A 12,052-nucleotide genomic window follows, 5' to 3' on the forward strand; every position below is an offset into this window, starting at 1 on the left:
CCGGGGGTGCCGCACCGATCACCCCGCGGGGCGGCTCAGCCGAACTGTTCGATGCCGAGCCGGATCACCATGGCCACCACCACGACCAGCAGCACCACCCGCACGAAGCCGGCGCCGCGCGCGAGCGCCATCCGGGAACCGAGCACCGAGCCGGCCACATTGCACACCGCCATCGCCAACCCGAGCGTCCACCACACATGCCCGCCGAGAGCGAACAGCACCAGCGCCCCCAGATTCGAGCCGAAATTGAGCACCTTCGCCATCGCCGCCGAGGTGACGAACTCGCTGCCGAGCATCGCCGCGAACACGATGATGAAGAAGGTGCCGGTGCCCGGCCCGAGGATGCCGTCGTAGAAGCCGATCACCGCCGCGGCCGTCACCACCACGGTGACCAGCCGCAGCGTGGACGGGCGGCGGGTGCCGCCGGCCCCGAGTTTCGGGCGGGTGGTGACGAACACCGCCACCGCGACGAGCACCACCATCACGATCGGGATGAACACCTCCCGGTCGATGAGCGAGACCGCCGCCGCCCCGGCCGCCGCGGCCAGCGCCGCGACGAGCGCGGCCGGGCCGAGCAGCGACCAGCGCAGCGGGATGCGCCGCGCGAAGGTCAGCACCGCGGCGCCGGTCCCGCAGATCGCGGTGAGCTTGTTCGTCGCCAGCGCCGCCTGCGGCGTCAACTGCGGGGCGACGAGGAACAGGGCGGGCAGCAGGATCAGCCCGCCGCCGCCGACCACCGCGTCCACCCAGCCGGCGGCCGTCGCGGCGGTCATCAGCACCGCCCAGTCACCTGCCGTCATGGCCGCCATTCGATCACGGTCCGCATCCGGTCGCCGGGGCCGGGAGCAAAACGGGCCGGTCGTTCGTTGACCGGACAGAAGTCGCCGACGGAAGGAAGCCCCGCCGTGTACCCGTTGTTGTTCGTGCTCTACGTCGTGGCGGAGATCGCGGTGCTGGCCTGGCTCGGCTCCACCCTCGGGGCGCTGGCCACCGTGCTGATCTTCCTCGGTGTCAGCGCCGCCGGTTATCTCGTGCTCGCCGCGCTGGGTCGCCGCGCGCTGCGCAGCCTCGGTGAACTGCGCGCAGGCCGGGCGCCGCACGCGAGTTCCCCGGAGCGGGTGCTCACCGACGGCGCGCTCGTCGGTGCCGGCGCCGCGCTGGTGCTGATCCCCGGCATCGTCGGCACCGTGTTCGGGATCGTGTTGCTGCTGCCCACCCGCGCCGTGGCGCGGCCATTGGTGCGCACGCTGGTCGCGCGCCGGGCCCGCACCACCGGGTTCACCGCGCAGCGGCTGGTGGTGGTCGACGGGCAGGTCGTCGATCACAGCGTCGTCGGCGCCGCCCCGCACCTGACCGGTGGCACGGCCGCGCCCGAGCAGGTCGACGACCGCGGCACCGTGCTCGACGGGGAGATCGTGGAGACCCCGCGCCGCCGCGAGGAGCGGTAACGGGCAGACTGGGCACCCGTGAGCCCTGCACCGCACACCCAGCTTCTCGTCGGCGGCCGCATCTACAGCGCCGGTGCCCCCGATGCCACCGCGATGGCCGTCACCGACGGCACCATCGTGTGGGTCGGGCAGGACCGGCCAGGCCGCGCCCTGCACCCGGACGCCGAGATCGTCGACCTGCACGGCGCGTTCGTCGCCCCCGGTTTCGTCGACACCCACGTGCACACCACCAGCCACGGCCTGGCCCTGACCGGTCTGGACCTGACCGACGCCACCGACCGCGCCGACGCGTTGCGCCGGGTGCGCGCGCACGCCGACGCGCACGACGACGCGGTGATCTGGGGGCACGGCTGGGACGAGACCCGCTGGCCCGACCCCACCCCGCCGACCACCGCCGACCTCGATGCCGCCGCCCCCGCCCGGCTCGTCTACCTCGGCCGCATCGATGCGCATTCGGCGGCGGCGTCGAGCGCGTTGCGGGCCGCCGCCGAACCCCTCGACGAGCTGGCCGGGTTCGATCCGCAGCAACCGCTGACCGCCGCGGCGCACCACGCGGTGCGCGGCGCCGCCCGCCGCGGCCTGACCGCAGCGCAACGCGCCCGCGCCCGGCTGGCGGCCCTCGACGATTTCGCCGCGCACGGCTACGTCGCGGTGCACGAATGCGCCGGCCCCGACATCTCCGGGCTCGACGACTTCACCGAACTGCTCGGCACCGACCATCCGGTGCAGGTGCGCGGCTACTGGGGGCACGCGGTGCGCACCGGCGAGGAGGCCGCGGAGCTGCTCGCCGCCACCGGCGCCGACGCGCTCGGCGGGGACCTGTTCGTCGACGGGTCGATCGGCTCGCACACCGCCGCGCTGGCCCGCCCCTACGACGACCTGCCGGGCTGCTGCGGCACCACCTATCTGACCGAGGACGAGCTGACCGCGCATGTGCGCGCGTGCACGTCGGCGGGCATCCAGGCCGGTTTCCACGTCATCGGTGATGCCGCGACCACCGCCGCGGTGGCGGCATTCGAGGCGGTCGCCGCGGAGGTCGGCGGACCGGCGCTCGCCGCGCGTGGCCATCGGCTCGAGCACGTCGAGTCGCTGACGGTCGCGCAGGCGGAGGTGTTGGCGCGGTACGGGGTGATCGCGAGCATGCAGCCGGGCTTCGACGCGCTGTGGGGCGGACCGGACGGGATGTACGCGGCCCGGCTCGGCGCCGAACGTGCGGCGGCGCTGAACGCGTTCGCGCCGCTGGCCGCGACCGGACTGTCGTTGGCGTTCGGCTCCGATGCGCCGGTGACGGCGCCGCGGCCGTGGCCGATGCTGCGGGCGGCGGTGCACCATCGCACCGCCGGCAGCGGCATCTCGCCGCGGGCGGCGTTCGCCGCCGCGACCCGCGGGGCGTGGCGGGCCGGGGGTGTGCGCGACGGTCTGGCCGGCACCCTCGAGCCGGGTGCGCCGGCGTCGTATGCGATCTGGGAGGTGGGGGAGTTGGTGGTCGCCGCCCCGAAGGATTCGGTGCAGCGCTGGTCGACGGATCCGCGGTCGCGGGTGGCGCCGCTGCCGGATCTCGGCCCGGGCACCGCCGATCCGGTGCTGGTGCGCAGTGTGCACCGCGGCCGGATCGTGTACGCGCGGTGACCGGCCGGCCCTTCGCGGTGGTGGCGCTGCGCGCGCTGCTCGCCGTCGTCGCGGGACTGTTGCTGTTCGCGTCGTTCCCGCCGCGTCCGCTGTGGTTCCTCGCCCCCGCAGGGATCGCGCTCCTGGTCGGTGTGTTGACTGCAGTGCCGATGCGGCGGCGCGCGGGGTTCGGCTACGGCTATCTCGCCGGCCTCGGTTTCCTGGTGCCGCTGCTGCCCTGGATCGGGGTGTATGTCGGCCCGTTGCCGTGGTTGGCGCTCGCCGCCGCCGAGGCAGTCTTCGTCGGCCTGTTCGGCGCGCTGGTGGTGCACCTGCGGTCGCTGCCGGTCGCGCCGTTGTGGATCGCGGCGGCGTGGAGCCTGACCGAATGGTTGCGGTCGAGCGTCCCGTTCGGCGGCTTCCCGTGGGGGCGGCTGGCGTTCGGGCAACCCGACGGCGGGTTCGTCTCCCTCGCCGTCGTCGGCGGCGCCCCGCTGGTGTCGTTCGCGGTGGCCACGACCGGCGCCGGGCTCGCCGCCCTCGTCCTCACCGCCTACCGCCGACCCCGCTCCGGGCGGGTCTGGACGGTGCCGGTCGCGGTGACCCTGCTCGGTCCGGTGCTCGCCGCGGCGGCGTGGCCGCTGGTGCGCACCACCACCGAGGAATCGTCGACGGTGACGGTCGCGGCGATCCAGGGCAGCGTGCCGCGCCTCGGCCTGGATTTCAACGCCCAACGCAAGGCGGTGCTCGACAATCACGTCGCCCGCACCCTCGAACTCGCCGCCGATGTCGCCGCCGGGCGGGCCCCGGCCCCGGACGTGGTGATCTGGCCGGAGAACGCCTCGGACATCGACCCGCTGCGCAACGCGGACGCCGCCCGCGACATCACCGCCGCGGCCGCGGCGATCGACGCGCCGATCCTTGTCGGGGCGGTGCTGGTCAACGGGGACGGCACCACCACCAATTCGGTGATCGTGTGGGACGCGCAGACCGGGCCGGGGGAGCAGCACGACAAGAAGATCATCCAACCGTTCGGGGAATATCTGCCGTGGCGTTCGTTCTTCCGGTTGTTCTCCGAGTACGCCGACCGCGCCGGCCACTTCGTGCCCGGCCACGGGGACGGCACCGTCACCGCGGCGGGCCTCGATATCGGGGTGGCGACCTGCTACGAGGTGGCCTTCGACCGGGCGTTCCGCGACTCGATCACCGCCGGGGCACAACTGTTGGCGGTGCCGACGAACAACGCCACCTTCGGCGACACCGAGATGACCTACCAGCAGCTGGCGATGTCGCGGCTGCGGGCCGTCGAGCACGGCCGGGCCGTGGTGGTCGCGGCGACCAGCGGGGTCAGCGCGATCGTCGACCCGGACGGCCGGGTGCAGCAGAGCACATCCCTGTTCGTGCCCGATGCCCTGGTGGCGCAGGTGCCCGTGCGGGCAGACGTTACGCTGGCTAGTCGGCTCGGAGTGGCGCCGGAGCTCGTGCTCTGCGCCGCGGCCGTGGTCGCCGCCGGTCTCGCCGTGGTGCGGGGGCGGCGGGAGAAGGCCGGTGCGGCAGCTCGCACCAGCACCGGCGCAGCAGGAGCACCGGCCGGTGGCCGGTTCGACAAGGAGGACCTCTGATGGCAGCGGCGACGCCGGCCGGGAACGACAGCGCACCCAGCGCCCGCACCCTGGTGATCATTCCGACCTACAACGAGCGGGAGAACCTCGGTCGGATCATCACCCGGCTGCACGCCGCGCTGCCGCACACCCACGTCCTGGTCGTCGACGACGGCAGCCCCGACGGCACCGGTGACCTCGCCGACGACCTCGCCGCCGCCGACGAGCGCATCGCGGTGCTGCACCGCACCGAGAAGAACGGGCTCGGCGCCGCCTACATCGCCGGTTTCCGGTGGGGGCTCGAGCACGACTACACGGTGCTCGTGGAGATGGACGCCGACGGCAGCCACGCCCCCGAACAGCTGCACCTGCTGCTCGAGCAGGTCGACGCCGGCGCCGATCTGGTGCTCGGCTCCCGGTACGTGCCCGGCGGCACGGTGGTGAACTGGCCGTGGCACCGCGAGGTGCTCTCCCGCGGCGGCAACATCTACTCGCGGCTCGCGCTCGGGGTGTCGATCCAGGACATCACCGGCGGCTACCGCGCCTACCGCCGGGAGGTGCTCGAGAAGCTCGACCTCGACGCGATCGCCTCGCACGGCTACTGCTTCCAGGTCGATCTGGCGTGGCGCACCCTGCAGGCCGGGTTCACCGTCGCCGAGGTGCCCATCACGTTCACCGAACGGGAGATCGGCGAGTCGAAGATGAACGGCAACATCGTGCAGGAGGCCCTCGTGCGGGTCACCGTGTGGGGATTGCGCAGCCGCCTCGCGCGGCTGCGGGCACTGCTCGGCCGGTGATGCTCTCTGCGCTGCGCGGCTGATGCGTCAGGCGCTGCGCGGCCACGGCCAGCGGGCGTCGAGTTCCTCCCCGAGCCCCAGGGCCGCGCACAACCGGCGGATGGCGGTGCAGTCCTGCACCACCGGCCGGCCCTCGCTCACCGCGATGGTGTCGGCGACGAGTTCGTCGCCGTCGGGGATGTTCTCGTGCGCGATGATCGCCGCCCAGGTGGAGGTGTCGGCGCCGGTGAACGCCGCGACCGCCGCGCCGAGCGCGTCGAGCAACCGCACCCGATCGGCGTCGTCGAGTTCGGTGAGCACCGCGGTGAGCAGGCCCCCGGCGAGGGAGGCGTGGCACAGCTCGTCGCGGCGGTGCACCGCCACCGTCGCGCGGTTCACCGGCTGCACCTGCGGGTCGGTGGTGAGCAACGCCAGATAGGCGCTGATCGAGGTTTCCGCGACGGTGGTGAACGCCAGCTGCACCAGCGCCGCCGCCCGCGGATCCTCCGCCCGGGCGACCGCGGCCCGGTGCTCCCGCACCGTGGGGCACAGCGGCAGCACCGATTCCGGTAACGCCCAGCCGCGACGGCGGCGGGTCAGCGCGTTGGCCTGCTGATGCATGAGGGTGTGGTACTGCTCGTCGACCATCGCCTGCAGCACCCCGGTGACCACCCTGTCGGACGGGCCGAAGCCGAACACGTCGTCGGTGATCAACCCGAAGCCCGGATTGACGACGTGCTGCTCGATGTCGACGACGCTCTTGTTGTAGGCGATCCACGCCCACGCCCGCAGCCGCGCCCGCTGCGCCTCGTCCAGCGCCAGATAGCGCCGATGCTCGGCGAAGGGCAGCATCTGTTCGGGGAAGTCGGCGCGGTGCGGGTCGAACAGCGCGTCGAGGTCCACCTCGGTTTTCTTCACCGCGGCGCGGCGCGGCCAGGACCGGACCAGTCCGGTGATCACCGCGCTCTCGGCCGGATCGGACGGATCGTGCGGCGGAAGTTCCGGCGCGCGCAGCTGCCCGCCCGGGGTGTCGGACTCGGTCACGTCCGGCTCCTTTCCTCGCGGGAGGACACCGCCCCCGGATCCCGCGGCAGCGTCGCGAACAGCTGCGCGCACAACTCCGCGGCGGCGGGGCACCCGTCGCCCAGCGCGGTGTGGGCCCGGTCGAGCAGCGCCGCGAAGTCGGGCAGCGCGTCGGTGGCGGCGTCGAGGTCGGCGACCGCCTCGGCGAGCGCGCGACGGGCGGTGTCGGCATACGGGTTGGTGCGCTGGATGTCGTGGTAGACCTCGGCGGTGCCGCCGGTGATGCGTGCGAGCAGCGCCCGCAGCACGGTGTGCGGGGGTGCGGCGACCCGCGCGGCGACGCCCGGCACGTCGAGCCGGTCGAGGGCGATCCCGAAGGCGAGGATCGCGGCGTGGGTGAGCACCTGCACGGCGGCGGTGATGCGGTCGTGCTCGTCCGCGGTGGTCTCCACCACGGTGGCGCCCCGGGCACGCAGCGCCGTCACGAACTCGTCCGCGGCCGGGGCGTCGTGGTGGCGCACCGTCAGCACCGGCCGGCCCGGCAGACCGAGATCCGGGGCGAACATCGGGTTGATGCCCAGCGCGGGTGCGCCCGGCCGGTAGGTGTGCAGCGCCGCGGCGATCGGGGTCTTCACCGACAGGGTCTCCACCAGCAGGGTGTGCGGGGGCAGCAGCCGCGCCAGCACCGGCAGGGCGGCACCGGCGATCACGTCGGGGACGGCCAGGACCACGAGGGCGGCGTCGCCGAGGGCGCCGGCGAGGGCGGTGTCGGGGGCGGTCAGGTCGGCGCGCAGCATCCCCGGGGTGGTCGGGTCGGCGGCCGGGTCGACGACGAGCACCTCCCGGCCGGCCGCGCGCAACGCGACGGTGAGCAGGGCGCCGACGGCGCCGCATCCGCCGGCGACGACCACCCGGCCGGTGGTGGTCACGGCCCGGCCCGCCCCGGCAGCACCGGCGGCCCGTCGACGAGACCGGCCGTGTCCGTGGAGCCGGTCGCACCGGCCCCGTCGGTCGGGGCGGTGTCGCGGGCCGCGGCGAGGCAGCGGCGCATCACCACGGACTTGACGAGGGTCTCGTCGAGTTCGTCGTCCGGATCGGACAGCGCCACGATCGCCCCGCCGATCCCGAAGGTGACCTCGTGGGCGGTGGCGACGAGGGTGCGGATGACCACCGACAGGTCGGCGGCGCCGGTCGGCGACAGATAGCCGATGGCCCCGGAGTACACCCCGCGCGGGCCGTCCTCGAGCTTGTCGATGATCTCCATGGTGCGCAGCTTCGGGGCGCCGGTCATCGAGCCGCCGGGGAAGGCGGCGCGCACACAGTCCACCGCGGAGACGTCCGGTCGCAGGGTGCCCCGCACCGTGGACACCAGCTGGTGCACCGCCGCATAGGTTTCCACCGCGAACAGCGCCGGCACGTGCACCGAGCCGGGCACGCACACCCGGGACAGGTCGTTGCGCACCAGATCGACGATCATCAGGTTCTCGGAGCGGTCCTTCTCGCTGGCCTGCAGGCCCTCCCGCAGCGCCGCGTCCTCACCGGGGGTGCGGCCGCGCGGGCGGGTGCCCTTGATCGGTTTCGATTCGACGGTGCCGTCGGCGTCGATCCGCAGGAAGCGTTCCGGGGAGGCGCTGAGCACCGCCACCTCGGGGAAGTCGAGCAGCGCGCTGTAGGGGGTGGGGCTGATCCGCCGCAGCACCCGGTAGGTGCCGAGCGGGTCGATGCCACCGTCGACGGTGACGGTGTTCGTCAGACACACCTCGTAGGTCTCGCCGCTGCGGATCTCGTTCTGGCACTGGGCGATCAGATCGAGATACCGCTGCGGGGAGTGCCGCAGCCGCAGCTGCGGGCCGCCGTCCGCGCCGACCAGCGGCACCGGGGTCTGCTCGGCGGCGGGTTCGGGCAGGGCCGCCAGGATCGCGGCGGTCGCGTCGAACCAGGCGCCGGTCGCGGGATCGTCGGCGTCGTCGGTCAGGGCCAGCAGATAGCAGCAGCGCCCGTCGTGGTCGACGACCACCGCCCGGTCGGCGAACACCAGCGCGACGTCGGCGTAGGGGGAGGTGTGCACGAGTTGGCCCCCGGTGTCGGCTTTGAGTTCGTAGCCGAGATAGCCGACGTAGCCGAGCGCGAACCCGAACGGCAGGTCGTCGCGGGGGGCGACGCGGCGCTGCGCGAGCCGGGCGGCCAAGTGGTCGAAGACGGTGCGGTGGTGTTCCTCGACGGTGCCGTCGGGGCGGTGTTCGCGCACGAGGCCCTCACCGACCCGGTAGGTCAGATAGTCGGCGCGAGGTCCGGCGCCGTTGCCGAGGACGGTGAACCGCGACTGCGGGTCGAGGGCGGCGCTGCCGTCGAGCCAGAAACCGTGCGGCCCGGGGGCGAAGACCGCCTCGTAGACGGCGGACGGGTCGGGGTGCAGCGGCAGGCGGCGGCTGGCGAGCACATACCGCGGGACCGGTTCGGGTGCCGGTTCCGGGGCGGTGGGGGCGGTGAGGGCGGTGACGGTGATCGGGCTGCGCGGTGGGGTGGCGTCGCGGAAGTTGGCGAGCAGTTGCGCGCCGTGGGCGGTGCCGATCGATTCGGGATGGAACTGCACCCCCCACAACGGGCGGTGCCGGTGCGCGACGGCCATGAGCAGACCGTCCGGGGTCCGGGCGGTGGCGACGAGGTCGGCGGGGACCGGGTCGGCGATCAGCGAGTGGTAGCGCACCGCCTCGAACGGGGAGGGCAGGCCGGCGAACAGACCGGTGCCGTCGTGCAGGATCGGGCTGGTGCGGCCGTGCACCGGTTCGGGGGCGGTGACCACGGCGCTGCCGAACAACTGGCACAGTCCCTGATGGCCGAGGCACACCCCGAGCAGTGGCACCCCCGCGTCGGTGAGGGCACGGGCGCTGATCCCGAAGTCCCGCGCCCGGTCGGGTCGGCCCGGGCCGGGGGAGATCACGATGTTGTCGAACGGTTCGGCGACGAGCTCGTCCCAGCCGCGGTCGTTGGTGATCACCCGCGGCGGGACGCCGTTGACGCGGGTGATCAGGTCGTAGAGGTTGTAGGTGAACGAATCGTAGTTGTCGATCAACACCGTGCGGATCGGGCGGGGCGCGGACACGACGACCTCAGTTCGTGCCGTCGACGCCGCGGCGACGACCGGAGGGGATCCGGTCCGCGATGTCACCACCGGAGACGATGTGGTCCTCGACCCGGCAGGCCTCGTCGATGAGCAGGGTGTACAGCGACCGCACGAAGTCGCCGGACAGGCCGTGCCGGTGCGCGTAGTCCTGGGCGCGGCGGTGCACCACCTCCATGCGACCGGGTTGCATCACGTCGAGGCCGTGGCGTTGCTTGAGTTCGGCGACGCGTCCGCACACCTCGAGGCGGGCGCGGACCCCGTCGAGCAGAGCCCGGTCGATGTCGTCGAGTTCGGCTCGCAGATCGGCCAATTCGTCGGCGGCGGTCTGTGCCGGCGGCGCCTCCGCCGCGGTGTGGTTACGGTCGGTCACGGACACTCACCCCCTTGCAGACGACCCGCCGGAACACCGGCGCGGGGTCGAGGATCAGGCGTGCCGATCATGGTCGGTCGGCGTGCGATCATGATTGCACGCACCGCGAGGGCGATATCGACGATTGATCGATTCGTGGCGGGGCCGCAACCGAATTCGCGGGACCACCCGCCCGTCCGGCGTGTGGTTCCGGGCCCGGAAACGGCGTGTGCCGCCCCGGACGATCGTCCGGGGCGGCACACACGTGCGAGTGGGCGGGGCGGCTGTCAGGCGCCGCGGCGCTTGGCCTTGAGCAGGTCCAGGCGCTCCTTGAGCAGGTCCTCGAGTTCCTCGACGGAGCGGCGCTCGAGCAGCATGTCCCAGTGGGTGCGCGGCGGCTTGACCTTCTTCGGCTCCGGTGCGGCGCCCTCGACCAGGGTGCCTTCGAGCCCGTTCTTGCAGATCCAGGTGCCGGGGATCTCCGCGTCGTCCGCGAACGGCACGTCGTATTCTTCGCCGTTGTCGCAGCGGTAGCGCGCGATTCGCCGCGGCGCCAGATCGTGGTCGCGGTCGGTCTCGTAGCTCACCGCCCCGAGTCGGCTGCCTCGCAGTACACGATCTGCCATGGTGGTGTCCTTCCTTGTGTGCTCCGCCCGGGTGACGATGCCGTGCGGCATCGACGCCGAGCCCGACGTCCACTGTGCTCAACGTCGACGGAGCCGATTCCGTTCCCGCGGCCCACCGAGGAGCCGAGGTGCCAGTCTACCGACCCGCCGCCCCGCCGCGCGCACGGTGTCCGCACCGCCCGGGCGGCAGTGGGGCCGGGCAGTACAGTGACGCTCGTGACCGGACGTGACACGCGAGCGAGCACGTGCCTGTGGTGCGGGCGCCCGGTACCGGAGATCGGCACCGGGCGGCGGCGGCGCTATTGCCGCCAGTCGTGCCGGCAACGCGCCTACGAGCAGCGCAGCAGCACCCGCCGTGCCGGGCTGCCCGCGGACGCGGTGGTGCTCACCGCCGCCGAGGTCGAGGCGCTCGCCGACCGCGCGTTCCGGGTGCGCTGCGCCGCCGAGGACGTGGCCACCGCGGTCGCCGAGGGCGCGGCCGCCGGCGAACTGACCGCGCTGTGCGCGGAGCTGCTCGACCTGGCCCGCGACGCCGAACGCCTGCGCTGACACGGGCTCAGACGAAGAATCCACCCATGGTGTAGACGACCTGGCAGAACGCCCCGTTCGTGTACTGCAGGGAGCCGAACAGGGCGCCCATCACCGCGCCGGGACCGGTGTCGACGACCGTCGATTGCAGTCCGCCCCCCGGGTTGGCGAGGGTGGCGACCCCGGCGCGGAAGTTCTCCATGTTCATCCACACGAACGTCAGGTCCGAGCCGGCGACCGGCGCCCCGGCGGTGGGTTCGACGAACACCTCGATCGCCCCGGACGGCACCTGACCGTGCGGGCCGGGATGCACCCAGGCGTTGGTCATCGCGAACGGCACGAGGCCGCCGCCGCAACCGGGACCGACGGTCGGGGCGGGCGCGGTGAACGGCTGCGGGATGTTCTTCGGCGGCGGCGCGAACGGATCCGCCGAGCCGGACTCCGCGACGAGTCGTTCGAGCGCGGCGAGGGTCTCGGGGGAGTCGGCGACCTCCGCGCGGAGCCGGTCGAGCGGCACCCCCGGCGGGGCCGGGTCGGCGGCGGCCCGGGCCGGGACCGTCAGCAGGGCGGCGGCGAGCAGGGCGGCGGCGAGCGGTGCGGATCGGCGACGCAACATCTCGGGCTCCTTCGAGTGGGGGCGAGCGGGCGGGCGAGACGATCCGGTCGCGATCCGGTCACGCACGGGTCGCGGCGCGGGGCCACGAAGATGACGGCCGGCTTCGAGAATAAGGAGCACTGTCCGGTTTCGGGGCGTTTCCGCCGAGCCCGATCCGGGTTCGCACACGTTCCCGATCGTCACGCCCGTCACGAACAGGACAATCCTCCCGCACACCGGGAAAACGTTATCGAAACGCGACGAAAGCCGTGGAGAGCCACCGATTTCCGAGGTCACCCCCGCTTCCGGGGGGCCGTGGCGGTGGTGGGGCGGAGACGCCGGAGGCGCCGCGGCGGGTGCCGGCGCGGCCGTCG

At 73.5% G+C, this 12,052-nt stretch carries 12 protein-coding genes; 5 read left to right on the top strand and 7 right to left on the bottom strand.

The window, feature by feature from the left end:
- Window positions 1-35 precede the first annotated feature (35 nt).
- Window positions 36-800 (bottom strand): TSUP family transporter, encoded by a 765-nt coding sequence (locus tag EQ874_RS12010; RefSeq protein ID WP_064065500.1) that lies wholly within the window; start codon window positions 798-800, stop codon window positions 36-38.
- A 105-nt stretch (window positions 801-905) separates the two neighbouring features.
- Between EQ874_RS12010 and EQ874_RS12015 the strand changes: the two genes are divergently transcribed.
- From EQ874_RS12015 to EQ874_RS12030, 4 genes are read left to right on the top strand one after another with little or no spacing between them, the layout of a single operon-like run.
- Window positions 906-1,448, top strand: a complete 543-nt coding sequence (locus EQ874_RS12015; protein WP_129976868.1) for an FxsA family protein — start codon at window positions 906-908, stop codon at window positions 1,446-1,448.
- A gap of 18 nt (window positions 1,449-1,466) precedes the next feature.
- The gene (locus EQ874_RS12020) at window positions 1,467-3,077 is read left to right on the top strand and encodes an amidohydrolase family protein (protein WP_242496732.1); all 1,611 of its coding nucleotides are present in this window, start codon (window positions 1,467-1,469) and stop codon (window positions 3,075-3,077) included.
- Window positions 3,074-4,678, top strand: coding sequence for an apolipoprotein N-acyltransferase (gene lnt, locus EQ874_RS12025; RefSeq protein WP_129976869.1), 1,605 nt, complete (start codon window positions 3,074-3,076; stop codon window positions 4,676-4,678). The genes EQ874_RS12020 and lnt overlap by 4 nt, the downstream gene beginning before the upstream one ends.
- On the top strand, window positions 4,678-5,454 hold the full coding sequence (locus EQ874_RS12030; RefSeq protein ID WP_064065494.1) for a polyprenol monophosphomannose synthase: 777 nt from the start codon (window positions 4,678-4,680) through the stop codon (window positions 5,452-5,454). Before lnt ends, EQ874_RS12030 begins: the two co-directional genes overlap by 1 nt.
- A gap of 27 nt (window positions 5,455-5,481) precedes the next feature.
- Here the strand turns inward: EQ874_RS12030 and EQ874_RS12035 are convergent, their stop codons facing one another.
- The 5 genes from EQ874_RS12035 to EQ874_RS12055 form a co-directional block, all read right to left on the bottom strand.
- Window positions 5,482-6,477, bottom strand: a complete 996-nt coding sequence (locus EQ874_RS12035) for a diiron oxygenase (protein ID WP_129976870.1) — start codon at window positions 6,475-6,477, stop codon at window positions 5,482-5,484.
- On the bottom strand, window positions 6,474-7,385 hold the full coding sequence (locus EQ874_RS12040) for a prephenate dehydrogenase (RefSeq protein WP_129976871.1): 912 nt from the start codon (window positions 7,383-7,385) through the stop codon (window positions 6,474-6,476). Before EQ874_RS12040 ends, EQ874_RS12035 begins: the two co-directional genes overlap by 4 nt.
- Window positions 7,382-9,559 carry an aminodeoxychorismate synthase component I gene (gene pabB, locus EQ874_RS12045; protein WP_129976872.1) on the bottom strand — a complete coding sequence of 726 codons (2,178 nt, stop codon included), beginning with the start codon at window positions 9,557-9,559 and terminating at the stop codon, window positions 7,382-7,384. Before pabB ends, EQ874_RS12040 begins: the two co-directional genes overlap by 4 nt.
- A 7-nt stretch (window positions 9,560-9,566) precedes the next feature.
- The gene (locus EQ874_RS12050) at window positions 9,567-9,956 is read right to left on the bottom strand and encodes a chorismate mutase (RefSeq protein WP_129976873.1); all 390 of its coding nucleotides are present in this window, start codon (window positions 9,954-9,956) and stop codon (window positions 9,567-9,569) included.
- Between the two features lie 260 nt (window positions 9,957-10,216).
- On the bottom strand, window positions 10,217-10,555 hold the full coding sequence (locus EQ874_RS12055) for an RNA polymerase-binding protein RbpA (RefSeq protein ID WP_006554802.1): 339 nt from the start codon (window positions 10,553-10,555) through the stop codon (window positions 10,217-10,219).
- Window positions 10,556-10,762: 207 nt separating this feature from the next.
- On the opposite strand from EQ874_RS12055, the gene EQ874_RS12060 reads away from it, so the two are divergent.
- The gene (locus EQ874_RS12060) at window positions 10,763-11,104 is read left to right on the top strand and encodes a hypothetical protein (RefSeq protein WP_016934708.1); all 342 of its coding nucleotides are present in this window, start codon (window positions 10,763-10,765) and stop codon (window positions 11,102-11,104) included.
- A 7-nt stretch (window positions 11,105-11,111) separates the two neighbouring features.
- Here EQ874_RS12060 and EQ874_RS12065 read toward each other — a convergent pair whose 3' ends face one another.
- On the bottom strand, window positions 11,112-11,699 hold the full coding sequence (locus EQ874_RS12065) for a hypothetical protein (RefSeq protein WP_129976874.1): 588 nt from the start codon (window positions 11,697-11,699) through the stop codon (window positions 11,112-11,114).
- Window positions 11,700-12,052 lie beyond the last annotated feature (353 nt).

Origin of the sequence: Rhodococcus sp. Q1, from assembly GCF_004153645.1 — a bacterium.
Lineage (GTDB): Bacteria > Actinomycetota > Actinomycetes > Mycobacteriales > Mycobacteriaceae > Rhodococcus > Rhodococcus gordoniae.

What these genes read in the sequence shown, in the direction of transcription:
- EQ874_RS12010 (WP_064065500.1), bottom strand. Translation starts at nt 800, where the DNA reads ATGACGGCAGGTGACTGGGCGGTGCTGATGACCGCCGCGACGGCCGCC.
- EQ874_RS12030 (WP_064065494.1), top strand. Translation starts at nt 4,678, where the DNA reads ATGGCAGCGGCGACGCCGGCCGGGAACGACAGCGCACCCAGCGCCCGC.
- EQ874_RS12055 (WP_006554802.1), bottom strand. Translation starts at nt 10,555, where the DNA reads ATGGCAGATCGTGTACTGCGAGGCAGCCGACTCGGGGCGGTGAGCTAC.
- EQ874_RS12065 (WP_129976874.1), bottom strand. Translation starts at nt 11,699, where the DNA reads ATGTTGCGTCGCCGATCCGCACCGCTCGCCGCCGCCCTGCTCGCCGCC.